Raw genomic sequence first — 24,670 nt, forward strand, 5'->3', positions numbered from 1 at the left:
CTTCTCCTCAACGCAACGACAGCTGGGGTTCCGCCGCGCTGCGCACCAGGGTGGGCGAAGCATCGATACGGATATCGGCCTGACAGTCACCACCGCCCTGCGGGCAGCGCCAGGGCACCGGCCGGCCCTCGCCGCGAGCGATGCCGTCGACGGCATCCAGGCGCCAGAGGGTGTCGCTGCTGCCGGGCTTGCTGGTGATGTTCAGCGTCTGTTCGTGGCCCAGGGTCCAGGCCACCAGGATTTCCTCGCTGGCCTTGGCGAAGCGCAGCAGGTAGACGTTCGGGTCTTCGTTGGGCACGCGGCCGACGAAACGGTAGCGGCCGATGATGTCGGCCACGCTGGCCATGGCGTGGTAGGCCGGCTTGGGCTGGCCGCTGGCGGTGAGCAGGCCGAAGTTGTGTTCCATGTCGGTGCGGTCGATGCCGTCGTCCACCAGGTCGTACCACCAGGCGCCCTTCACGTTGGGCAGGCTGCGTACCAGGAAATAGGCGCGGGCGAGGTAGGCGGCCTGGCGCTCGCGGCTGATGCCGCAGTCGCCTTCGTGGGCCGGCCAGCTGAATTCGGTGAAGTACAGCGGCACCGGTTTGCCGGCGGCGTTCTGCAGTTTCTGGTCGACGCCCTTGAACCACTCCAGCCAGGCCTCGGGCGTGGACATCTCGCCCTCGCAGTACACCGACGGGTGCAGCGAAATGCCGTCGGCGACGTCGAGCACGCCACCCCCGGCCAGGCGCTCGGCGAAGCCCTGACGGATGCCGCGCAACGTCACGGCGCCGGCCAGCACCTTGGCGTTCGGGTCTTCTTCGCGGATCACCTTGGCGGCGGCGCGCACCAGGGTCAGGTAGTCGTCGCTGAAGTCCTTGTCGGTGGGGTTTTCCACGTCCCATTCGTTCCACACTTCGTAGAACGCCACCTGGCCCTTGAAGCTGCGCGCCACGTAGCGCACGTAGCGCAAATAGCCCTCGCGAGAGGCGGCGTCGCGTGGCTTGGCGTTGCCGTAGAACTGGTTTTCGTTGCCCAGGATCAGCAGCGTGTCGATCCCCAGGCTGCGGGTACTGCGCAGTTGCGCGCGCCAGGCGGCGTCGATGGACAGCACGCCCGGCTGGCGTTCGACGCTGGACCAGTAGGCGTCGTCGCGGAACGAGGAGATGCCGGCCTCGCGGGCCAGGCGGTTGATACCGTCACGGTTGCCGGCGCGGATGTTCTGGTGGGTACTCGCGCCGACGATGAATTCCGGCGCGCCCAGGTTCTGCACCGGCGCTTCCTTGGCCATGGCGCGCGGCGCTTGCAGGAGGCTGCCAACCAGCAGCGCACAGGCCAGCAGGCTGAGCAACCCACCCTGCAGGCGCAGGGTGCGCGGCGCCGGTTGCGGCGCGGTTTCACCCGGCAGGCGCAACGCGCGGCCGATGGCCAGGCCGAGGAACAGGCTGGGAATCTGCGCCTCGAGCACATCGCTGGTCCAGCCGATCAGCAGGATGCAGTAGGCGATGCCGAGCAGCGCACGGGCTTCGCGGTCGTGCTGGCGTTGCAGGCGCATCAGCATCGGCACCGCCATCAGGTAGAGCGCGACGCCGGCGACGCCGAACAGGCACCAGAGGTAGAGCAGCGAATTGTCCGCCACCGCCAGTTGCTCGACGCCGAAGATCGGAAACGCCGCATACGCGCTGCCGGTCATGCCCAGGCCGGCGCCGGTGTAGATCCAGCCGTTGTAGTCCATCACCTTGATCAGGTTCGGCCAGGTGTTGACCAGGCGATCCACCATCGAGCCCATCAGGTTGTCGCCGGTGGCGCTGGCCAGGTACGGGTCGACCTGGGCGTACAGGCCGTACAGCGGCAGCAGCAATGCGCCAAGGACCACCAGTAGCGCGGCGAACAGGAACAGCAGGCGCTGACGGCTGATGCTCATCACGATCAGGGCGACGAAGAAGGCGCCGGCGGAGGATTTGTTGGTGGTCAGCACGATGCCCACCAGCGCCACCGCGTAGAGCAGACCGCGCGCCAGCAACGGCAGGCGGAAGGAGCCCAGGTAGAGGCTGAAGACCGCCAGCATCATTGCCAGGCTCGAGGACATGCGCGAGAAGCCGGCGATACGGTCCAGCCCGTAGGCGCTCCAGGAGCGGTTGGCGCTGACCTCGACCCCGCCCATGGAGTAGGTGTAGCCCTTCCAGGGCACGTTGATCAGCAGGTCCACGGCGATGCCGGCGAGCGAGGCGAGCAGGCAGAAGGCGATGATCCAGCCCACGGCCTTGCGGTGCATTTCCAGGTAATTGCCGCAGAGCAGCCCGAACAGCAGCGGTGCGTAGATGAACACGGCGAAGGCGCCGCTCTTGAACTCGGCGCCGTGCAGGCGGCCAAGCAGCAGCGAGGCCGACGCCAGCAGCAGGAGCAACCACAGGCCGCGTTGCTGCGGGCGGGTGATCAGCTCCCAGGCCACCGCCACCACGCAGGCCACTTTCGGCAGGTAGACGATGGCCGACAGGCCGGCCTGGTCGGCATAGAAGCGCAGCGCGCCGTTGAAGGTCTCCACCACCAGCAACGCCACCAGCACCCCGAGCGCCAGCAGCGAGCGGTCGAAGGTCAGGCCGCGCGCCGGCTCAAAGCGTGGATACGGGGATTGCAGTTCCATGCTGGACTCCACGGGTGAGCAGGGTGTGGCGCAGGATGGCCTCGTATTCGTCGAGCATCCGTTCCACGCTGAGCATCGGTTCCACGGTTTCGCGGGCGCGCGCGGCGAGGCGCTGGCGCAGCGAGGGATCGCGTACCAGGCGTTCGATGGCATCGCCCAGCGAATCGGCGCGGGCGGGCGAAACGAGCAGGCCGTTGATTTCGTCCTGGACGATTTCGGACAGGCCGCCCATCCGCGAGGCGATCACCGGAAGGTGATGGGCGCAGGCTTCCAGCGCCACCAGGCCGAAGGATTCCGGAGCCAGGCTGGGCACCACGGCGATGTCGATTTCGGCGAAGAATTCGGCCGCCTGGCGGTAGCCGACGAAGTGCACGCGCAGCGGGTCGGCCAGGGACTTGAGTTGATTCAGGTAGCCCGGATCGCCCCGTCCGGCGATCAGCAGCGAGGCATCCTCGGTACGCGCCTGGAACTGCTCGATCAGCCATTCCACGCCCTTGTTCGGTGTCAGCGCGCCGATGAAACCGAAGCGCAGCGCACGGCGCTCGTCGATGGGCGCGGCCACCGGCGCGGTGGCCAGCGGCGAGCCGTTATAGACCACATGCTGATGGCTGCCGATGAAGTAGCCGGCATCGAGCAGCGTGTTGAGCTGGAAGCGGCTGACACCGACCACGGCATCGACCTTGGCCGATGCGGCAGCGTGGGAGCGCCGCAGCAGCGCGCACGGGCCGCATTGCTGCTGGCAGTGGCGACCCTTGTTGAAGCGCACGCCGCGCGGGCAGGTCAGGTACTGGTCATGCAGGACCTGCACGATGGGCACGCCGGCGCTGCGGATCGCATCCCAGGCGGAGATCGACCAGCCCGACAGGTTATGGCAGACCACGATATCCGGCTCGGTCTGCCCCAGCACTCGCGCCAGTACGCCGCGCATGCCGCGGTTGTAGCGGTCCAGGCCGTGCCAGGCGAGGCGCTGCAAGGCACCGTGGGCGCGGCCGTCGAACGGCCAGTAGAGATTGCGTACGCCGACCCGCCACACCGGCACGCCGTTGATCGTGTCGCGGCTCAGCCCGCCATCGGGCCCGGTGCTCAGCACCTGCACCGCATGGCCACGGGCGCGCAGGCCCTCGGCCATGTGCTGCAGCATGACCTCCGCCCCACCACCGATGTGCGGGGCGTAGAGGGTGTTGAGCAGCAGCACTCTCATAGCGGGTAGGCCCGGTTCATGCCGAGCGCACCGGCCTCGCCATCGCGGATCGCCTGCAGCAGCAGGGCCAGGCGGCTCTCGCGCTGGTGGCGGCGGGCGAAGAAGTGCAGCAGGCGGATGAACAGCCAGCGGTTGAAGCGGTACATCAATGGCGAGGTGACCCACAGGTTCTTGTCGAACCAGGCCTGGTTGCGCGCGGCGTAGTAGGCGCGCAGGTCAGAGCTGCCGAGCAGGTAGGTCTCGTAGATGTTGGAGGTGCGCGCCTTGATGTTCCAGGAGTTCTCCAGGTCATCCAGGCCGGCCTCGGGCACCAGGTACAAGTGACCGCCCAGGGCGCCGATGCGGAAGGTGTATTCGGTGTCGTCGGCGTAGAGCACCAGGTCGCGGCGTGGCAGGCCGATGCGGCGGAACAGATCGGCGTGGCCGAGCAGGCCGCCGTAGTAGGCGAACGGCAGCTCCAGCAGCGGCTGCACGGGGCGCGGCTTCGGCTTGCCCCAGGGCGTGCGGCGCCAGAGCTTGTAGGGCAGCTGGCGCACGTGGAAGCCGAAGTAGCTGGAACGCGGCGGCGCGATGAAGCGGGTCGGCACACCGGAGGCGACGTCGGCCTGGTGGGTCGGGCGGAAGCCCAGCACGGCGGTGTTGTCGGTGCCATGGCGTAGCGCGCAATCGATCAGGCGCTGCTTGAGCAGGGGGAACGAACCCGGCGTCGGCGCGTTGTCGTCATCCATCAGCCAGATGAACTCGCAACCGCTTTGCAACGCCGCCTCGATACCCACCGCATAGCCATTGGCCGAACCGGTGTTGCTGTCCAGCTCGATCACCTGCACGCGGTTGGGCCAGAGCATGAACAGCTGGTCCAGCTCCGCCACCGAGGCATTGCTGACGACGATCGCGCGGGTGATGTCCTTCTCGCGAAAAGCACGGGCCAGCAGTTCTTCCAGGTACTCGAGGCGATCGCCATAGGTCAGCGTCACCAGCACGGTCGATCCGTTCATCTCGCCACTCCTCCTTGCTTGCGGCCGGTCGCCTCAGGCGCGCCAGCCGTCGTTGCCGCTCGCCGCCGAAAGCTGGCTGAGCGGGACACGGATACGTTGTTCGCGTTGCAGCAGGTTGAGCAGGATCAACCCGCGCTCGGTGCCGTCGTCACAGACGAAGATCGCTTCCACTTCGCAATCGCCGGCACACTTCACGCGCACCGCCTGGCCCTGGTGGAAGCGACTGGCGGGGCGTTCGGGCAGGGTCGCGATGCGCTGGCGGATCTCCTCCACCAACTCGTCGGCCACCGCCAGCGGCTGCGCACCGAAACTGACGATGCGCGCCACGCCACGGGTGGAACGGATCGGAAACCAGTTGTCGTGCTGCTGATCCAGGCGGATGAACAGGTAGCCGGGGAACAAGGGTTGCGGCCGGCTGCCCTGCCCCACCACCGGGCGATAGCAGGAGAAGCCCTGGCGCATCAGGTTCTCCTCGGCGCGCGGCTCCTGGTGCGGCTTGGTCTGGATCAGGTACCAGCGATACAGAGCGGCAGAGGCGTTCATGATTCGTACTCCCCGAGAATGTCCGACGACGGCTGCGGCCGCTCCACGGTGTAGCGGCCCAGCAGGCGCTGCAGTTCGTCCGGCGGGTTGAACATCAGCACGTCGATGATCGACAGGCTGGGCACGAAATCCGGGCTGAATTGCGGGTAGCTCACCGGCTCCATGTGCAGGAACTGCAACTCCAGGCCATGGGCGTTGAACACGTCCGGCGAATACAGGTGACGGCCGCCTTCGGGATTGAGGTAGATGTCGCCACCGGTCTGCTTCACCGCCTCGATCAGCCGCTGGTCGCGCCCGATGTCGTCGGCCAGGTCCAGCTCGGAGACACGCGTCATCGGCGTGTCGATCGCCATGTACTGGCAGATGCGACGGATCGAGTGCTCGGCGAAGTGCGACAGGTTGCGTTCGGGGTGTTCGAGGATTTCCTCCAGCAGCGGCATTACCTGCGGATAACACGGCGCACGGTGGTAGGCATGGCGAATGGTGTGCAGCAGGCGCTGGTTGGTCGCCTGCATCTCTTCGCTCAGCCATCGCTCGTTGATCGCCTGGGTCTGCGAGCCCTGCTCCAGCGGAAAACTGAACTGCCAGATCTTCCCGCCGACCAGCAGGCGATTGCGGTTGATCCAACCCCGCCGGGTGTACTGCAGGCTGTCGCCGAGAATGAACAGACTGCTCGCGGCGATCAGCTGGAAGTACCCCAGGTAGGGGAACAGGTACGGCTGCATCAGGCTGACGATATGGACCATGTCGGTACTCCTTCCCTGCCCGCTGTCTCAATCCTTGGCGTCGTAGCGATACGCGTAGGCGCCATAGTCGTAGGCGGCGGTGGAGGCCTTGCGTTTCACGCCATTGAGGATCGCGCCCTGCAGGTGAATGCCGCTCTGCGCCAGGCGGCGGCGCGCGGTGTCGATCTCGCTGGTCGGGCTTTGGCCGAAGCGGGTCACCAGCAGGCTGATGCCGCACAGCCGGCCGACCAGGGCGGCGTCGGTCACCGCCAGCACCGGCGGGGTGTCGACGATGACCAGGTCGTACATGGCCGAGGCATCGCGCAGCAGTTGGGCGAAGGTGTCGTGCATCAACAGCTCGGAGGGGTTGGGCGCCGCGAAGCCGCAGGAGATGAAATCCAGTTCCGGCACTTCGGTGGGCAGGATCACTTCACTCAGCGGACGGTGCGAACTCAGCGCGTCGGACAGGCCGTGGCGCGGGGTCAGGCCGAACACCCGGTGCAGGTAGCCCTTGCGCATGTCGGCATCGATCAGCAGGGTGCGCTGCCCGGACTGCGCGACGATCGCCGCGAGGTTGCTGGAGACGAACGACTTGCCGGCGCCCGGCGCCGGGCTGGTCAGCATCACCACGTTGTTGCGCGCTTCGAGCAGGGCGAAGTGCAGGTTGGTGCGCAGGCTGCGGATCGCTTCGTTGGCCAGGTCGCCCGGGGTGGACGAAGCCAGCAGCTTGGGCGTATGCCCGAGGATGTCGCCCTTGCGTTCCTTCTCCAGGCGCTCCTGCTGCCGCGAGTACGGAATCGCCGCGAGCACCGAGAGGCCGAGCTGTTCGATCGCCTCGGGATTCTCCACGCCACGGTAGAAGGCCTGGCGCAGGAACAGGATGCCCAGCGCGATGCAGAAGCCCAGCAGCGTGGCGAGCAGCACGATGACCTTGCGCATCGGCTTGGCCGGTTGCTCGACGTTGGCCTGGGCGGTGTCGATCACCCGCACGTTGCCGATGGTGCCGGCGCGGATGATGTCCTGCTCCTGGGCCTTGTTCAGCAGGCTGGTGTAGGTCTGCCGGGTGACCTGCATGTCGCGGGACAGACGCAGCAGTTCCTGCTGGGTGGCCGGCAGGGTCTGGATGCGTTTCTGCAGCTGCGCCTTGCGATCCTCCAGGCTGCCCATCTGCTTGTTCAGCGCCTGGTACAGCGGGTGGGTCGGGGTGTAGAGGCGGTCGTACTCGGCGCGTTTGAGCCTGAGTTCGGACAGCTGGTTGTCGATACCCACCACCTGGTCCAGCACGCCGCGCGTCTCGACGCTGATGTCAGCGGACTTGGCGGTGGTCTGGTAGGCGTTGTAGGCGGCTTCGGCCTTCTCCAGGTCCAGGCGCACCACCGGCAGCTGCGAGCGCAGGAACTGCAGGCGCTGGGAGGCTTCGGCGGAGCTGCGTTCGACGTTCTGCAGCACATAGAGCTGGCTGATCTTGTCGAGGATGCGGTCAGCCTGCAGCGGGTTGGGATCTTCCAGGGTCAGGTAGATGATCCCGGAATCCTTGCCGGCCTCGGCCACCTTGAGCATCTTCTGGTAGTTCAGGGTGGTGGTCAGCAGACGGTTCTTCACCAGGGTGAACTCGGTGCCGGGGCGCGCCACCAGTTCGTCCACCTCGATGCTGAAGCCCTTCTCCATCACCGTCTTCTTCAGCTCGCCACGCAGGATCAGCTGGCCGTCGGCGTTGAGCAAGTGATAGGCCTCGCCGCCATCGGTCACCAAGGTCAGCGGTTCGCCCAGGTATTCCTCCGGCACGTCGAGGGAGAACACCTTGATCTGCTCGCCACCCCAGCCATACGAGCCCAGGCCCAGCCACGGCGCGGCAATCGTTTGCCCGGCCTCCGGGTGGTAGCGCCGCGCGAGGTAGTCACCGATCAGCGGCATGCGCTTGGGCCGGGCGACGATATCCAGCTTGAGCAGTTCGACCGCCCTGCCCAGCACCGCGCGGGACTTGAGCAGCTCGATCTCGGTGGAGGCGATCGATACCGAGTCGGGGCGATTGATCACCTCGGGCGTGCCGTTGAGGCCGTTCTTCTTCTGCTCGATCTGGATCATCGCGCCGGATACGTAGATCGGCGTGGCGACCACCGCGTAGAACAGCCCGAGCGCGGCGAACAGGCCGGTGACGGCAATGATCATCTTCTTGTGGTCGAACAGCAGGCGCAGCAGGGCCGCGACGTCGATCCGGGTGTCCTGGATCGTTTCCAGGGACGAGCGGGGCATGACACTCATGGACTTCCATCCTCCAGTGAGGTGGCGCGGCTCAGCGCGCCTGAATCGGGTTGAGCCGCTTGAGCAGATTGGCGCCGTGGTTGCCGATCAGCATCAGGAACGCCTGGACCTTGCGCGTGGGTGAAATGGCCGCCATGGACATCCGGCAGACCTGCATCAGGAAGAACTCGTTGAGTTCCTGGTTACCCAGGCGCTGGTAGTAGCGCGCCAGGCAGTAGTAGGTGTGCAGGGTCATGTGCTGCTGCACGCGGGCGGCCTGCATGGAGAAGATCCCGCCCTTGTGCACGCGGTAGGCGGCGGGGCGGATGTCGCCGAGAAACTTGCCCTTGCCGTAGGCGCCCAGCAGCGACCACCAGCACAGGTCGACCATGCGCGTGGTAAGCAGCTCCTCGGGCATCTCGGTGAGCACGTTGCGGAACACCGTGGTGAGCGTCGAGAGCGCCCGCGCCTGCTGCAGCTCCAGGCGGCTGGCGTCACTGCGGAACTTGCCGGCCAGCTGCAGCGGCTTCATCACGCCGTCCTCGTTGAAGGTGTAGGCGTCGTGGTAGGTGATCACGTAGTCGGGGTTCTTTTCGAGGAAGTCGACCTGGATCTGCAGCTTGCGCGGGTCGGTCCAGAAGTCGTCGCCTTCGCAGTAGGCGATGTAGCGACCGCGCGCCTTGCGGAACACCGGCAAGCCGTGGGACAGGCCCTTGGAGTACTGGTTTTCCTTGTGGAAGATCGGCTTGATGATGTGCGGGTAGCGCGCCGCGTAGTCGGCGATCACTTCCGTGGTGCCGTCGGTGGAGGCGTCGTCGTTGACCAGCACTTCGATGCGGAAGTCGGTGATCTGCTCCAGGAAACTGTCCAGCGTGCGGCCGATGTAGTTCACCTGGTTGTAGGCCAGGCACACGACACTCAGCAGCGGCCTCGGGTCTTCCGGCCAGTTGGAAAGGATCTGCAGCTCGGAGCGGATATCCATGTCTAGACACTCGGCTTCTGGGACGGTTTGAACAGGCGCAGCAATGCCGGGGCAGAGCCCGCGCCGACGAGGAACAGGGTGATCAGGCCGCACACGGCGAGCGCCGCCAGCAGCCACAGGCGCTCGCCGGAACGAGCGAGCAGCGTGTAGAAGGGCTCGCTGAGCAACAGGCCGGCGGCGCTCAGGGCGGCGATCTGCAGCGTGTCGCGCAGCCAGGTGCCGTGCAGTTCCGGGGCGAAGGTGCGGTGCACGATCAGCGGCCAGATCAGGAACGACACCAGGCGCAGGCCGAACCAGCACAGCGCCACGCCCACGACGCCGTACAGATAGGCGCTGGCGATCACCAGCGGCACGGTCACCAGGGTGGAGATGACGCTGTACCAGACGTGCATGCGCAGCTGGCCATGGGCGTATTGCAGGTAGAACTGGAAGCTGGCCACTGCCAGCAGGCCTGCGCCCAGCACGTACCAGACGAGAATCGGCCGGCACCAACTGGCGGCCACGGCATCGCCGCTCCAGGCCAGGACAAGGTCATGACCATGAGCGGCGATCACCGCGACCATCGGGAACAGCAGCACACAGACGAAACGGTTCGCCTTGAGATAGAGCTGCTGCATGTCGTCGTGGCGCCCTTCGGCGACCAGCATGGTCATGCGCGGCAGCAGCGACTGCGCCAGCGGGTTGACCAGGCTGAGGATGCCACCGGAAATCAGCGCCACCAGGGAGAAGTAACCGTACTGCTGCAACGGCAGCAGGTTCGACAGCAGGACCTTGTCCAGCTGGGTGAGGACAATCCACAGGCACGAGGTGAAGGACATGCCCAGGGCGAACGGCAGCACCGGGCGCACGGTGTCCCAGCAGAAGCGGGTCAGCAGGCGCACGTCCATCCACACGTAGGCCTTGCCGCCCAGCAGCAACGCCTCGATCAGCGACACGCCGACCTGGAACTGGAAGAACACCAGTGGGTCCTGGCTGACGTGCGCCACCAGCAGCAGGCCGCCGAAGTAGCGCAGCGTGGTGATGAACACGTTCACCGCGTTGATGAACCCGTGCAGCTCCTGGCCCTGCAATGCGCTGCGGTAGAGGGTGGCGTACAGGCGCAGGGCAACCAGCAGGCCCATCAGGCTGATGCACTGGGCCACCAGCTCCGGCGAGAGTTGCTGCACATTGAGCCACTGCCCGGCGATCCAGTTGCTGCCGGCGAACACCGCCAGGGAACTGGCCAGGGTCAGCGGCAGCAGGATCAGTTCGAAGGAGCGCAGCAGGCGCGCCTGGTCCTGGCCTTCGCCATTGACCCCACGGCCGTGGGCCACCTGGCGCACCAGCGCCGGCGACAGGCCGACATCGAGCAGCAGCAGCCAGGTTTGCAGCACCGCGAAGAAGCCGATCAGGCCGTAGGCCTCGGCGCCCAGGTGGCCGAGGTAGAACGGCTGGATCAGGATGCCGATGACGATGGCGTACGCCTGCCCTGCGTAATTGAGCAGGGTATTGCGGACCATCGACAGCGAGCGTGCGGTGCGCATGATCGTCCCCTTACACCGCGACCGCGACGCGGCCGCTTTCCAGCAGCAGCACTTCGATCACCGCGCGCTGGATGTCCTGCGGCAGGCCCGGATACAACGGCAGGCAGAGGATGCGCTGGCTCAGCTCGCGGGACAGCACCTGCGGCTCCTGCGGCGCCAGGTAGTCGAGGGTATCGAGCGACGGGTAGAAGTAGCGGCGCGGGTTGACGCCGATCTCGTTGAGCGCGGCACGCACCCGCAGTACCTGTTCCTCGTCGCGCAGGCCGATGGGGTAGTAGCTGTTGTTCAGCTTCGCGCCGTTCTGGCAGACCTGCAGGTCGTAGTAACCGCCGAGGGCGGCGGTGTAGCGCGCGGCGATTTCCTCGCGCTGGGCGAGGATGCTGTCGATCTCGTCGAGCACGCACAGGCCCATCGCGGCGGAGAACTCGTTGAGCTTGGCGTTGATCCCCAGGCCGACGATCTGGTCGACGCCGGCGATGCCGAAGTTGCACATCAGGCGGATCTGCTTGGCCAGCTCATCGTCGGCGGTGACGATGGCGCCGCCCTCGATGGTGTGGAACAGCTTGGTGGCATGGAAGCTCAGGGTGCTTACGTCGCCCCAGGCCAGCACCGAACGGTCGCGGTAGCGCGAGGCGAACGCGTGGGCACCGTCATAGATGACCTTCAGCTGGTTGCGCTGCGCCACCGCCTGGATCTCTTCCACCGCGCAGGGGTTGCCGAACACGTGGGTGGCGACGATGGCGGTGGTGTCCGCCGCCAGGCTGGCTTCGATACGCGCCGGATCGAGGTTCCAGGTCTGCGGATCGATGTCGGCGAAGCGCGGGCGGATGCTCTCCCACTGCAGCGTGCTGCTGGTGGCGACGAAGCTGAACGGCGTGGTCACCGCGCTGCCGGTGACGCCGAGGGCGCGGTAGGCGACCTGCAGGGCAATGGTGCCGTTGTTGGTGAGGATCACATGGCGCACGCCGAGGAAGTCCTGCAGGCGCTCTTCCAGCTCCGTGACGAAGGGCCCGTGGTTGGTGATCCAGCCGGAGGCATATATCTGCTCCACATAGCCCTTGAACTTGTCCAGGTTGCCCAGGTACGTCTTGGTCACATTGATCACGGTCGCATCCCTCTGTTGGATGGAAAGTCCGTTAGCTGTCGGATGGAGTGCCGGCGCGCGCCGGTCAACCCAGCGCCGGCAGTGCGAAGGGCACGCCGTCCGACTGGGAATCCATTTCCGCCGGCACCTGTGGCACGCGGCTGACGAGGTGCTCCTGCAAGGCGTCGATGACCCGCCCGCTGGCATCGTGGTGGAACTGCCAGACGCCATAGATGCGGCTGTCGAAGGAGCGCTCGCTGCCCAGCATCGGGTTGGCCGCCAGGCCCGAACCGAGGCCGAAGCTGTACAGGCCGGGAATCGGCCGGCCATTGAGGTCACGCAGGCAGCCGTCGGCGTCGGAATCCAGCCCGCCCTTGCTCTCGCGCACCTGCAGCGGCTCGCCGTTGGCGCGACGCAGCGCCGGCAGGCAGGGCTGGTAGCCGATGGCCTGGACCATCACACCGTCCTCGCTGCAGCACTGCTCCAGGCGCGCGCGCACGGCCGGTGAACGGTCTTCCAGGCACAGCAGCTCGACCTTGACCCGCGTGCCGCTGACCACCCCGCTGGACAGCACGTCGGTGCCGACCTGATGAGCGCGGTAGCGCAGGCCGCCGGAACGGTTGACCCGGCCGGATACCGGGCAGACGTCCATGCCCTCGTCCACGACGTAGCCGGCGTTGCGGGCCTCCTCGACGCTCTCGAAGAACAGGCGGATCGGCGCGCGATGCAGCAGGGTAATCTGCTCCAGCCCCAGGCAGTCCAGGGCGCAGGCAAGGTTGTCGAGGATCGAGAAGGCGCTGTGGGAACCGCCGACCACGGTGAAGCGGCTGCCGGGGGTGACCCGGTCGCCGAACAGTTCCACCAGCTCGGCGGGGCTCAGGCTGAGCAGCGCGTCGGAGGAGTAGACCGTGGGGCCGTCATGGGACAGGTGCAGGTCCTGCTCGGCCAGGCTCCAGCTCAGGTACTCGCGGTTCTGCCGGCCTCCCAGGTTCATCACCAGCGCGCCGGCGCCGACCTGCGCACCGTGGGAACCACTGCGCAGGGCCAGCTGGAAAGCGCCGTCGTCCTGGGCGGTGATCTTCTCGATGCGTGTACCCAGGGCAACCTCGACGCCGAGGTGCTCGGTGACATAACGCATGAACAGCGTCGAGGCGTGCGCCAGCAACTCGCCCACCTGGGTGAGCATCGGCGCACCGTGGGGATCGTTCTGCAGAGCACGGAACGCCGGCGAGTGCGCCAGCGGCGCGAAGATCGGCAAGAGGGCCGGGTCGCGCAGGCAATCGAGGAAGACGTCGCCCACCGAGTTGGCGGTGATGTGGTAGTCGCCCAACCGGCCGCGACCCACCGCAAGTGCGGCGTCCACCACCAGCAGTCCATCACGGGCGAGACTGGCCAGCGCGCCGGTCTTGTAGGCGTTGAAGAGGAAGCCCATGCCTGCCGGGCCGGCACCGCCGACAACGCAGGCATAGGTGGAACGAAGCGATTGCTCGGCCATCAGCCATGACTCCCAGCGCGGCGCACCGCGCGGCTTACGTGATGCCGGCGCTGTCGGCCGGCAGGATGGCGTCCGCGTCGGAATTCCGTCACTTGCGGCGCAGCCGAGGCCGCCAGGGCGGCAGACGGGGCACGGACGGAGTCGAAGGCGAACGACGGGAAACAAAATTCCGCGCAGGCAGGAAGTTGCTGTTTCAGCGATAAGGCAAATAGCTTCTGGCGATTAGCGAATTTCGCCGAAAGTTCAGTTTTCGCGCACGCCGGGGTAATGCCATAACTTCCTGGCGCAATAACTGTTGTTCTTTCTATAAATGTAGGGAAGCGTTCGGCTTTATTGGCGCCAGATTTATACGCACTCACCTTTTGCACACGCGAAGAAGACGTCGCTGAATATTTTCTGCGTGTCGTCGCGGTACTGTTAGTTCCGCCGATTTCCATTATCTGCTCGCCCATCGACACCTGCTCCATTCGTGGAGATCGCTCTGCATCGGGCCTTTCACAGAATTCGAAGACAAGGCTACCGCCCGAGTTCGAATGACCCGATTCAATCAACGACTATCAGCAGTTCGTCCCTGGAGTGGCCTTTAATTTTCGCCGGGCAAAGCTACCGCCCTTCGGCCATTTCCGAAAATCTGGAAAAACGACAGCAAAAATCTATCGCGCTTCCGGCTGCCAGAACGGCTCCGGAAGTTATCAGGCAGCGATAGGAAAGTGACAGGAAGAAGAGGTGGGCAGAATCTTCCGTGACACGACTGCTCTTGCGACTGCTCCCTGGTGGTGTCTCATTTGGACACCACACGATATTGCTATGTGAATAGTAATAGTGGGGGGGTAGAAGGCATGTCAATCAACGAAGCGGCGTGACGCCAAGAATCCGACAAAAGGCAAAGCAGCATTCGTAACTTACTGATTTACAAGGCGCCATAATACCGACACGGGCATTTTGACAGCATAAACGTACACCGTCGTATCTGCGGCAAAAGTATTAGTCGGAAGGTGTTAGTGTAAACGCCACGGACACCGCAAATGTGTTTCATCCTTGAACAATGCGGTCCTTCCCGGTGCGTTTTGCCTGATACAGGGCGGCATCGGAACGGCTGTAGAGCGCGGAAAGATTCTGGTCATCAGGCTGCAACAGGGTCATCCCCTGGCTGATGGTCACGCTGAAGAAATGCTCGGCTTCGTTGAAGCGCAAACGCTGTACTTCCCGCTGCAGACGCTCACCGATCTGCCGCGCCATGCTTTCGTCGCAGCCAGGCAACAGCACGGCGAATTCCTCACCGCCGATGCGCCCGAACAGATCGCCTCGGCGCAATGCGCCTGCGCCACACTGGGCGATGCGCTGCAGCACGACGTCGCCGACCTGGTGGCCGTAGACGTCGTTGATCTTCTTGAAATCGTCCACGTCCAGCAGCAGGAAGGCCAGCGGCGTGGAGGTCGCCTTGCAGTCGCGGAAGGCTTGCTCGGCGCTGTCGAAGAAGTAGCGACGGTTGCTGCTCTGGGTCAGCACGTCGGTGGTGGCCAGGCGATGCAGCTCGGTCTCCATGTGCTTCTTGTCGGTGATGTCATCGGCGATGCCGACGATCATCAGCGGCAGGCCGGCATCGCTGTGCTGGCTGACGAAGCACTTGTCACTGAGCCAGCGCACCTCACCGTCGGCGCGCAGGATGCGGTACTCGCGTTGCTCGATGGCGCCACGCTCGAGCACTTCCTGCAGCGAGCTCTGGGCGTAGTCCAGGTCATCGGGATAGATGCAGTTGCGCCACTCGTTGTAGTCCGACAGCAGTAGCGCGGCGGAACGGCCGAAGATGCGCTCGTAGGCAGGGCTGACATAGACCATGCGCTGCGATTGCCAATCGAAGGCCCACAGCACCGAATTGACGCTGGCGAGCAGCGCACTGAAAAGCTGTTCGCGCTCTTTCAGCCGTTGCACTTCGGCGCGGCTGTGAAGCAGCGCCAGCAGAGCCTCATCCTGATCGGCCGGAATCTTGTTGTGTTCGTCCATGTATCAGCGTCCTCCCGCTCATTGACCGGGGCTATGACCGCAAACTACGCCAGGGTGCTGCAAAATAAACGAAAAGCCCGCCGAACGGCGGGCATTTCTTGCGATGCATCTCACAGCATCTTAGGACGATTCGACGGTTTAGACAGCCGGTCGCAGGGAGTAGGTCTTCAGCTGTTCGGCGAACTCGCGCAGGGACTGGATACCGCTGGCTTCCGCCTCGTGCACCCACTGCTTGATCGCCGCGAGCATGTCGTGGCCGTTGGCGCTGGTCTTCACCCAGATCTGCTGGAGCGCCAGGCGCTTCTCGTAGATCACTTGCAGGGATTGGCTCTGGGCGAGCAGATCCTGGATGCGCGCGTGGTGACGCTCTTCCAGCAGGCTGGTCTCGCGCGACAGCAGGCGCTTGGCGCGGCGGAACAGGTGGCGCACCGACTCGTCGGCCTTGGCCAGCTCCTGCTTCACCAGCGGGCCGATCACCAGCTTGCGGTACTGGGCCATGATCTGGAAGCGGTTATTCAGGATGGCCATGGCGGTATCCATGTCCAGGCTGCCCTTGCCTTCCACGCGATGGGCGATGGGCGCCACGCGGGCCACCTTGGCCAGACGCAGGAAGCTGAACACCTTGATCCAGGCCCAGCCCAGGTCGAACTCCCACTTCTTCACCGACAGCTTCGCCGAGTTCGGGTAGGTGTGGTGGTTGTTGTGCAGCTCTTCACCGCCGATCAGGATGCCCCAGGGCACCAGGTTGGTGGCGGCGTCGCGGCACTCGAAGTTGCGGTAGCCGATGGCATGGCCCAGGCCGTTGATCACACCGGCGGCCCACACGGGAATCCACATCATCTGCACGGCCCAGACGGTCATGCCGAGGACGCCGAACAGCGCGAGATCGATGATTGCCATCAGGACGATGCCGCCGATGGGATAACGCGAGTAGACGTTGCGTTCGATCCAGTCTTCCGGGCAGTTCTTGCCATAGATACGCAGGGTGTCGGCGTTCTCCGCCTCCTTGCGATACAGCTCGGCACCGGTGCGCAGCACAGTGCCCAGGCCCTTGAACACCGGGCTATGCGGGTCTTCGGCGGTTTCGCACTTGGCGTGGTGCTTGCGGTGGATGGCAGTCCACTCGCGGGTATTCATGGCGGTGGTCATCCACAGCCAGAAGCGGAAGAAATGCTGCAGCGCCGGATGCAGTTCGAGTGCCCGGTGCGCCGAATAGCGATGGAGATAGACCGTCACGCTGACGATGGTGATATGCGTCAGGACCAGGGTAACCGCCACCAGTTGCCACGGCGACAGGTCAAGGAAACCGTTGTACCACATAGGCGATACTGTACCTCGGAAGGGGTGTAGGGCTGCGACTTGCAGGGTCGTCTTGACAACGAACATCCCGCAGGACAAGTCAGCCCGCATTATCACCAAGCAGGTCCGGATTACCATCCGGTCTTTTAGATACGAACCGGGCCCAGAGGCCATCCTTTATACTGCGCAGCCAATAAATCCATCCCACGACCGCATGAATCCTCGCCTCAGCGCCCTGCGCATCAGCCTCTCGTACCTGGTCCTCGCGTCCCTGTGGGTGCTGCTCAGTGATCAATGGTTACAAAAGGTTTTCATCGATCCCGCGTCGCTGCTGCGCTGGATGGAGGTGAAGAAGTACCTGTTCCTCGGCATTACCTCGCTGTTGCTGTTCCTCCTCCTCTGCCGCCATTTCCGCCGCCAGCACGCCGCCTATGTTGCGCTGGCCGACAGCGAACAGCGCCTGATCCGCGCGTTCGACGTGGTCGAGGACGGTATCTGGGACTGGGACCTGGACAGCCACCGCGTCTACTACTCGCCCGGCTACGCCGACCTCATCGGACTGCCCCGGGAGCGCCTGAGCGATGACCTGCTTCTGTGGGAGAACCGGCTGCATCCCGATGACCGTGCCGCTGTCCTCACCGCCCACCAGGACTGCGTCGAAGGCCTGACGCCGCGCCTGGAGTGCGTCTACCGCATCCTCCACAGCGACGGCCACTACCGCTGGGTGCGCAGCAGCGCCCGCCTGACCCGCGACGCCAGCGGCCGGCCGCTGCGCCTGACCGGCGTCAGCCGCGACATCACCCGCCAGCGCAACAACGAGGACCACCTGCGCCAGGCCGCCGCCGTCTTCGAGGCGACCCAGGAAGGCCTACTGGTGACCGATGCGCGCGGCGTGATCGTGCACACCAACCCGTCCTTCTCGCGCATCACCGGCTACAGTGCCGAAGACGTGCTCGGCGGCCAGCCTTCGCTGCTCAAGTCCGGGCGCCAGGATGCCGCCTTCTATCAGCGCATGTGGACCGCCCTGAACGATCACGGCGTGTGGAGCGGCGAGATCTGGAACCGGCGCAAGAGCGGCGAGGTGTACCCGCAGTGGCAGCACATCCGCGCGGTGCGCAATGACGAAGGCGAACTGACCCACTACGTCGCGGTGTTCTCCGACCTCAGCAGCCTCAAGCGCTCGCAGCACGAGCTGGACTTCCTCGCCCACCACGACCCGCTTACCGGCCTGCCCAACCGCCTGCTGCTGCGCGAGCGCATCGAGCAGGCGCTGACCCGCGCCGAGCGCGAGCAGACCAGCGGCGCGCTGCTGAGCATCGACCTGGACCACTTCAAGCACATCAACGACAGCCTCGGGCACAGCATCGGCGACCTGCTGATCCGCGCCGTGGCCGAGCGCCTGGAAGGCTGCCTGGACGAGCGCTGCTCCCTGGCGCGCCTGGGCGGCGACGAGTTCGCCGTGGTGCTCGAGAGCCAGCAACCGCACCAGGCCAGCAGCCTGGCCCAGCGCCTGCTGGAGGCGATGAGCGCTCCCTTCGAGGTCAATGGCCAGCTGATCTACGTGTCGGTCAGCCTGGGGGTCAGCCTGTTCCCCGAAGACGCGCGCAACGTCGATCACCTGATGCAGCATGCCGACGCTGCGCTGTTCCAGGCCAAGGCCAGCGGACGCAACCTGTACGCTTTCTATACCCCCGAACTGACGGCCCGCGCGCGCTCCCACGTCCAGGTGGAATCGGCGCTGCGCCACGCGCTGGACCACGACGAACTGCGCCTGTATTTCCAGCCGGTGCACGACCTGGCGAGCGGGCGGATGGTCGGCGTCGAGTCGCTGGTGCGCTGGCAGCATCCGCAGCACGGCCTGATCCCGCCCAGCGAGTTCATTCCGGTAGCGGAGGAAAGCGGCCTGATCACCGCCATCGACGCCTGGGTGCTGGAGCGGGCCTGCCGGCAGATGCGCGAATGGCTGGACGCGGGGGCCTGCCTGAACTTCATCGCGGTCAACGTCTCCAGCCGGCTCTTCGGCCGCGGCGGACTCGAAGAGCGCGTGGCCCTGGCCCTGGAGCAGAGCGGCCTGGCGCCCCATCACCTGGAGCTGGAGATCACCGAAAGCGCCGTGATGGAGAACTTCGACCAGGCCCTGGAACTGCTCTGTCAGCTGCGCCTGCTCGGCGTGCACCTGGCCATCGACGACTTCGGCACCGGCTACTCCTCGCTGATGCGCTTGAAGCGCATGCCGGTGCACAAGCTGAAGATCGACCAGGGATTCGTCGCCGGCCTGCCAGACGACTCCGAGGACGCCGCCATCGCCTGCGCGGTGATTGCTCTGGGCCAGAGCATGGGCCTGCAAGTCGTCGCCGAAGGCATCGAGCGCCCCGACCAGGCGGCATTTCTGCTCACCCACGCCTGCGATTTCGGCCAGGGTTACTGGTATGGCGCACCGCAACCGGCCAGCGTCCTGCTGGCGCAATTGCCGCGCGGCACCGCATAAGATCGCGCTAAAAACTTTCGGATATATAAAAATTCTTAAACAGTATTTTTAAGAATATCCAGCTCCTGCCTAATATGCGCTCACACCGCACGCGCCGTAGGTGAAACGGCCGGTGGTCAACCCACTAGGAGCAGATACCCATGAGCGCAACCCTCCGTAGCCTGGACGGCCAGGACGAAGCCAACATCCTGCGCGAAGTGCAGAGCGCCCTGCGTGGCCTGCGTTTCGGCGCCGTCGAGATCACCGTGCACAACGGCCAGGTCGTGCAGATCGAGCGCAAGGAAAAATTCCGTCTGCAACAGAGCCCAGGCAAACCCGCCTGAGCCCCGCGTCCCTTTATCAAGGGGCATGACTGGACACCCGGAGCGTCGCCATGACCGCACTGCCCCACCGGTACTGCAGCTGCCAGCCACGAATGCGTGGCTGACATCGCCCCCCGAAAGACCCTGCCAAACAAACACAAATAGAACTGCATTTTTTTCAGGAGCTGCACATGTCCATCCGCCGTTTCGCCCTGGCCGCACTGGCCAGCGCACTGATCGCAGGCCCGGTTTCCGCCGCGACCCAACTGCTGAACGTTTCCTACGACCCGACCCGCGAGCTGTACCAGGCCTACAACGCCGCCTTCATCAAGCACTGGAAGGCCCAGGGCGGTGACGACCTGACCGTGCAGCAATCCCACGGTGGCTCGGGCAAACAGGCCCGCGCCGTGATCGACGGCCTGAAGGCCGACGTGGTGACCCTGGCCCTGGCCGGCGACATCGACGAACTGAACAAGCTGGGCAAGCTGCTGCCCGCCGACTGGCAGGCCCGCCTGCCCGACAACAGCACGCCCTACACCTCGACCATCGTGTTCCTGGTCCGCAAGGGCAACCCCAAAGGCATCAAGGACTGGGGCGACCTGACCAAGGAAGGCGTCGAAGTCATCACGCCGAACCCGAAAACCTCCGGCGGCGCCCGCTGGAACTTCCTCGCCGCCTGGGCCTGGGCGAAGAAGGAATACGGCAGCGACGAGAAAGCCCAGGAATACGTCAAGAATCTGTACAAGCACGTGCCGGTTCTGGACACTGGCGCCCGCGGCTCGACCATCACCTTCGTCAACAACAACATTGGCGACGTCCTGCTGGCCTGGGAGAACGAAGCGTTCCTGGCCAAGAAGGAACAGGGTGGCGAGAACTTCGAGATCGTCGTTCCGTCCATCTCCATCCTCGCCGAACCGCCGGTGGCCGTGGTCGACAAGACCGTCGACAAGAAAGGTACCCGCAAGGTCGCCGAGGAATACCTGAAGTACCTGTACAGCGAAGAAGGCCAGCGCATCGCCGCGCAGAACTTCTACCGCCCGCGTGATGCCAAGGTCGCTGCCGAGTTCGCCAACCAGTTCCCGAAACTCAACCTGGTGACCATCGACAAGGACTTCGGCGGCTGGAAATCCGCACAGCCCAAGTTCTTCAACGACGGTGGCGTGTTCGACAAGATCTACCAGGCGCAGTGATGCGCCGACTGCCCGGCTCCGTGCCGGGCGGTACGATCCACGCGGGCCGGTGCACAGCCCGCGCGGAACGAAAACCCCCGCCCCATGGCGGGGGCTCAACGCGTTCATGAGAAAGGACAGACAATGTCACGACGCATCTCCCCGGTCATACCCGGCTTCGGGCTGACTCTGGGCTACACCCTGGTGTACCTCAGCCTGTTGGTGCTGATTCCGCTGGGGGCCATGTTCCTCAAGACGACCCAGCTCTCCTGGGATCAGTTCTGGACCATCATCACCGCGCCGCGTGTCATCGCCGCGCTCAAGCTGAGCTTCGGCTCCGCGCTGATCGCCGCCCTGATCAACGGCGTGATCGGCACCCTGCTGGCCTGGGTGCTGGTGCGCTACCGCTTCCCCGGCCGCAAGATCATCGACGCGATGATCGACCTGCCCTTCGCCCTCCCCACCGCCGTGGCCGGCATCGCGCTCACCGCGCTGTATGCGCCCAACGGCCTGGTCGGCCGCTTCGCCACCGAGATCGGCCTGAAGATCGCCTACACCCCGCTGGGCATCACCCTGGCACTGACCTTCGTGGTCCTGCCCTTCGTGGTACGCACGGTTCAGCCGGTGCTGGCGGACATCCCGCGTGAAATCGAAGAAGCCGCCGCCTGCCTGGGCGCCAAGCCGCTGCAGGTGTTCCGCCACGTGCTGCTGCCGGCGCTGCTGCCCGCCTGGCTGACCGGTTTCGCCCTGGCCTTCGCCCGCGGCGTCGGCGAGTACGGCTCGGTCATCTTCATCGCCGGCAACATGCCGATGAAGACCGAGATCCTGCCGCTGCTGATCATGGTCAAGCTGGACCAGTACGACTACACCGGCGCCACCGCCATCGGCGTGCTGATGCTGGTCGTCGCCTTCGTCCTGCTGCTGCTGATCAACCTGCTGCAACGCCGCATCGAAACGCCTTGAGGAGCGCGCCATGAGTACCGCAAGCCTTTCCGCCGCGGCCGCTGCCAACGCTGCTCGCCGGGGTAATGTCTGGGGCCGCCGCGCCCTGATCGCGCTGGCCTGGCTGGCCTTTGCGCTGTTCCTGCTGCTGCCGCTGTTCGTGGTGCTGAGCGAGGCGCTGAAGCAGGGCTTCGGCACCTTCTTCGAGGCCATCCTGGAGCCCGACGCGCTGGCCGCCCTGAAGCTGACGCTGATCGCCGTGGGCATCTCGGTGCCGCTGAACCTGGTGTTCGGCGTGGCCGCCGCCTGGTGCGTGACCAAGTTCGAATTCCCCGGCAAGAGCATCCTGGTGACCATGATCGACCTGCCGTTCTCGGTCTCGCCGGTGATCGCCGGTCTGATCTACGTGCTGCTGTTCGGCGCCCAGGGTTATTTCGGCGAGTGGCTGTCGGACCACGACATCCAGATCGTCTTCGCCGTGCCCGGCATCGTCCTGGCCACCATCTTCGTCACCTTCCCCTTCGTCGCCCGCGAACTGATCCCGCTGATGCAGGAACAAGGCACGCAGGAAGAAGAAGCCGCGCGCCTGCTCGGCGCCAACGGCTGGCAGATGTTCTGGCACGTGACCCTGCCGAACATCAAATGGGGCCTGATCTACGGCGTGGTGCTGTGCACCGCGCGCGCCATGGGCGAGTTCGGCGCCGTGTCAGTGGTCTCCGGCCACATCCGCGGCGTCACCAACACCCTGCCGCTGCACGTCGAAATCCTCTACAACGAGTACAACCACGTCGCCGCTTTCAGCGTTGCCACCCTGTTGCTGCTGATGGCCCTCGTCATCCTGCTGCTCAAGCAGTGGAGCGAGTCGCGCCTGTCCCGCACCAAAGTCAAAGCTGACGATGAATAAGTGAGAGCCCAGCCATGAGCATCGAGATCCGTAACGTCAGCAAGAACTTCAACGCCTTCAAGGCGCTGAACGACATCAACCTGGATATCCACAGCGGCGAACTGGTCGCCCTGCTCGGCCCGTCCGGCTGCGGCAAGACCACCCTGCTGCGCATCATCGCCGGCCTGGAAACCCCGGACGCCGGCAACATCGTGTTCCACGGCGAGGACGTTTCGCAGCACGACGTGCGCGATCGCAACGTCGGCTTCGTGTTCCAGCACTACGCGCTGTTCCGCCACATGACGGTGTTCGACAACGTCGCCTTCGGCCTGCGCATGAAGCCCAAGAGCGAGCGCCCAAGCGAAGCGCGCATCGCCGAGAAAGTCCACGAACTGCTGAACATGGTGCAACTGGACTGGCTGTCGGACCGCTACCCGGAGCAGCTCTCCGGCGGCCAGCGCCAGCGTATCGCCCTGGCCCGCGCCCTGGCGGTGGAACCGAAGATCCTGCTGCTCGACGAACCCTTCGGCGCCCTTGACGCCAAGGTGCGTAAAGAACTGCGCCGCTGGCTCGCGCGCCTGCACGAGGAGATCAACCTGACCTCCGTGTTCGTCACCCACGACCAGGAAGAAGCGATGGAAGTCGCCGACCGCATCGTGGTGATGAACAAGGGGGTGATCGAGCAGATCGGCTCCCCGGGCGAGGTCTACGAGAACCCGGCCAGCGACTTCGTCTACCACTTCCTCGGCGACTCCAACCGCCTGCACATCGGCGGCGACGAGCACGTGCTGTTCCGTCCGCACGAGGTCTCGCTGTCGCGCTCCGAAGTGGCCGAGCACCGCGCCGCGGAAGTCCGCGACATCCGTCCGCTGGGCGCGATCACCCGGGTGACCCTGAAGGTCGACGGGCAGGACGAGTTGATCGAGGCCGAAGTGGTCAAGGACCACGACAGCCTGACCGGCCTGGCGCGTGGCGAGACGCTGTACTTCAAGCCGAAGGCGTATCAGCCGGTGGCGAATATCTGATCCGGCCGGTCTTCCGCCTCATGCTCCAGCGCGAGGGCTTGCCCTCTCCCTAACCCTCTCCCTGAAGGGAGAGGGGACCGTTCGGAGTGAGATGGTTCCACAGAGCCCGCCGGACAAATTGAGTGCAGGGAGCAGTATTCTCTCAGCCGGCACGGATAGCGCCCTCTCCCTTCAGGGAGAGGGCTGGGGAGAGGGACCGCGCTGTCCCTTTACTCCCAAACCCTCGTATCCTGCCGGCCTCGCTTTAAACAAGGCCCGGCCATGTTCGACGCCCTCCCCCAACACCTCGAACTGATCGTCCTCACCTTCCTCCTCGCCGGCCTGGTGAAGGGTGTGGTGGGCCTCGGCCTGCCCACGGTGGCGGTCGGACTGCTCGGGCTGGTGATGCCGCCAATGCAGGCCGCCGCGATCCTCGTCGTCCCCTCCACCGTCACCAATATCTGGCAGCTCGCGGCCGGCCCGCGTTTCCTCGGGCTGCTCAAACGGCTGTGGGGCATGCTGGTCGGCATCGTCATCGGCACGCTGGCGGTGGGTTGGCTGCTGGCGGGGGAAAACTGGCCGGCGGCCACGCCGTTGCTAGGCGTGGCGCTGATCCTCTATGCGCTGCTGGGGCTGTCGAACAAGCGCTTCAGCGTGGCGCCGCGGCACGAGCGCTGGCTATCGCCGCTGATCGGCGTGGTCACCGGCGGCATCACGGCGGTGACCGGCGTCTTCGTGATTCCTGCCGTGCCTTTCCTGCAGGCTCTCGGCCTGGAAAAGGACGACCTGGTGCAGGCGCTGGGGCTGTCCTTCACCGTGTCGACGCTGGCCCTGGCGATCACCCTGAGCCAGCACGGCTCACTGCTGCAGGCGGACGTGCTCGGACTCTCGCTGCTGGCCCTGCTGCCGGCGCTGATCGGCATGTACCTGGGCACCTGGCTGCGTTCGCGGATCAGCCCACTGGCGTTCCGCCGCTGCTTCTTCGGTGGGCTGTTGCTGCTGGGCGCGGACCTCGCAATTCGTGGCCTGTAACTGCTCTTTTGTAGGAGCGAGCTTGCTCGCGAACCCAGCCGCGTAGGGCGCATAACGCCTAGGGCGTTATCCGCCATTCCGGCGGATAACCCGTGCCGGGTTACTCGCCCTACGAGAGCTGGTGAACAACGCCGA

At 65.3% G+C, this 24,670-nt stretch carries 20 protein-coding genes; 7 read left to right on the plus strand and 13 right to left on the minus strand.

The genetic code is table 11. From position 1 onward, the window contains the following. Window positions 1–7: 7 nt before the first annotated feature. From JVX91_RS03760 to desA, 13 genes are all read right to left on the minus strand, one after another. Window positions 8–2,623, minus strand: a complete 2,616-nt coding sequence (locus JVX91_RS03760; RefSeq protein ID WP_205338093.1) for a hypothetical protein — start codon at window positions 2,621–2,623, stop codon at window positions 8–10. Then, on the minus strand, window positions 2,592–3,824 hold the full coding sequence (locus tag JVX91_RS03765) for a glycosyltransferase family 4 protein (RefSeq protein ID WP_205338094.1): 1,233 nt from the start codon (window positions 3,822–3,824) through the stop codon (window positions 2,592–2,594). The genes JVX91_RS03760 and JVX91_RS03765 overlap by 32 nt, the downstream gene beginning before the upstream one ends. Further along, the gene (locus JVX91_RS03770) at window positions 3,821–4,819 is read right to left on the minus strand and encodes a glycosyltransferase (RefSeq protein WP_205338095.1); all 999 of its coding nucleotides are present in this window, start codon (window positions 4,817–4,819) and stop codon (window positions 3,821–3,823) included. Before JVX91_RS03770 ends, JVX91_RS03765 begins: the two co-directional genes overlap by 4 nt. A 33-nt stretch (window positions 4,820–4,852) precedes the next feature. Then, complete coding sequence (gene rfaH / locus JVX91_RS03775; protein WP_205338096.1) at window positions 4,853–5,362, minus strand: transcription/translation regulatory transformer protein RfaH; 510 nt, start codon at window positions 5,360–5,362, stop codon at window positions 4,853–4,855. Then, window positions 5,359–6,108, minus strand: coding sequence for a WbqC family protein (locus JVX91_RS03780; protein ID WP_205338097.1), 750 nt, complete (start codon window positions 6,106–6,108; stop codon window positions 5,359–5,361). Before JVX91_RS03780 ends, rfaH begins: the two co-directional genes overlap by 4 nt. A 27-nt stretch (window positions 6,109–6,135) precedes the next feature. Then, window positions 6,136–8,349 carry a polysaccharide biosynthesis tyrosine autokinase gene (locus tag JVX91_RS03785; protein ID WP_205338098.1) on the minus strand — a complete coding sequence of 738 codons (2,214 nt, stop codon included), beginning with the start codon at window positions 8,347–8,349 and terminating at the stop codon, window positions 6,136–6,138. 31 nt (window positions 8,350–8,380) lie between these two features. Next, the gene (locus JVX91_RS03790; protein WP_205338099.1) at window positions 8,381–9,310 is read right to left on the minus strand and encodes a glycosyltransferase family A protein; all 930 of its coding nucleotides are present in this window, start codon (window positions 9,308–9,310) and stop codon (window positions 8,381–8,383) included. 2 nt (window positions 9,311–9,312) lie between these two features. Further along, window positions 9,313–10,833: an oligosaccharide flippase family protein gene (locus JVX91_RS03795; protein WP_205338100.1), complete on the minus strand. Its 1,521-nt coding sequence runs from the start codon at window positions 10,831–10,833 to the stop codon at window positions 9,313–9,315. Between the two features lie 10 nt (window positions 10,834–10,843). After that, window positions 10,844–11,938, minus strand: coding sequence for a DegT/DnrJ/EryC1/StrS family aminotransferase (locus tag JVX91_RS03800; protein WP_205338101.1), 1,095 nt, complete (start codon window positions 11,936–11,938; stop codon window positions 10,844–10,846). Between the two features lie 64 nt (window positions 11,939–12,002). Continuing rightward, window positions 12,003–13,412 (minus strand): hypothetical protein, encoded by a 1,410-nt coding sequence (locus JVX91_RS03805; RefSeq protein WP_205338102.1) that lies wholly within the window; start codon window positions 13,410–13,412, stop codon window positions 12,003–12,005. Further along, window positions 13,412–13,864 carry a hypothetical protein gene (locus JVX91_RS03810; RefSeq protein WP_205338103.1) on the minus strand — a complete coding sequence of 151 codons (453 nt, stop codon included), beginning with the start codon at window positions 13,862–13,864 and terminating at the stop codon, window positions 13,412–13,414. The genes JVX91_RS03805 and JVX91_RS03810 overlap by 1 nt, the downstream gene beginning before the upstream one ends. Window positions 13,865–14,444: 580 nt before the next feature. Further along, entirely contained in the window at window positions 14,445–15,416 is a 972-nt protein-coding gene (locus tag JVX91_RS03815; protein ID WP_205338104.1) for a sensor domain-containing diguanylate cyclase, read from the minus strand. Between the two features lie 138 nt (window positions 15,417–15,554). Continuing rightward, complete coding sequence (desA, locus tag JVX91_RS03820) at window positions 15,555–16,736, minus strand: delta-9 fatty acid desaturase DesA (RefSeq protein ID WP_205338105.1); 1,182 nt, start codon at window positions 16,734–16,736, stop codon at window positions 15,555–15,557. Between the two features lie 193 nt (window positions 16,737–16,929). Between desA and JVX91_RS03825 the strand changes: the two genes are divergently transcribed. From JVX91_RS03825 to JVX91_RS03855, 7 genes are all read left to right on the plus strand, one after another. Further along, window positions 16,930–19,203, plus strand: a complete 2,274-nt coding sequence (locus JVX91_RS03825; RefSeq protein WP_205338106.1) for a GGDEF and EAL domain-containing protein — start codon at window positions 16,930–16,932, stop codon at window positions 19,201–19,203. 140 nt (window positions 19,204–19,343) lie between these two features. Next, window positions 19,344–19,526, plus strand: a complete 183-nt coding sequence (gene oscA / locus JVX91_RS03830) for a sulfur starvation response protein OscA (protein WP_017520779.1) — start codon at window positions 19,344–19,346, stop codon at window positions 19,524–19,526. 170 nt (window positions 19,527–19,696) lie between these two features. Next, the gene (locus tag JVX91_RS03835; protein WP_205338107.1) at window positions 19,697–20,695 is read left to right on the plus strand and encodes a sulfate ABC transporter substrate-binding protein; all 999 of its coding nucleotides are present in this window, start codon (window positions 19,697–19,699) and stop codon (window positions 20,693–20,695) included. A 123-nt stretch (window positions 20,696–20,818) separates the two neighbouring features. Then, entirely contained in the window at window positions 20,819–21,637 is an 819-nt protein-coding gene (cysT, locus tag JVX91_RS03840) for a sulfate ABC transporter permease subunit CysT (protein WP_205338108.1), read from the plus strand. 10 nt (window positions 21,638–21,647) lie between these two features. Next, the gene (gene cysW / locus JVX91_RS03845; RefSeq protein ID WP_205338109.1) at window positions 21,648–22,520 is read left to right on the plus strand and encodes a sulfate ABC transporter permease subunit CysW; all 873 of its coding nucleotides are present in this window, start codon (window positions 21,648–21,650) and stop codon (window positions 22,518–22,520) included. Between the two features lie 14 nt (window positions 22,521–22,534). Next, window positions 22,535–23,524, plus strand: coding sequence for a sulfate ABC transporter ATP-binding protein (locus JVX91_RS03850; protein ID WP_205338110.1), 990 nt, complete (start codon window positions 22,535–22,537; stop codon window positions 23,522–23,524). Window positions 23,525–23,785: 261 nt separating this feature from the next. Beyond that, window positions 23,786–24,535, plus strand: coding sequence for a sulfite exporter TauE/SafE family protein (locus JVX91_RS03855; RefSeq protein ID WP_205338111.1), 750 nt, complete (start codon window positions 23,786–23,788; stop codon window positions 24,533–24,535). Window positions 24,536–24,670: the final 135 nt, after the last annotated feature.

Origin of the sequence: Pseudomonas sp. PDNC002, assembly GCF_016919445.1 — a bacterium.
GTDB lineage: Bacteria > Pseudomonadota > Gammaproteobacteria > Pseudomonadales > Pseudomonadaceae > Pseudomonas.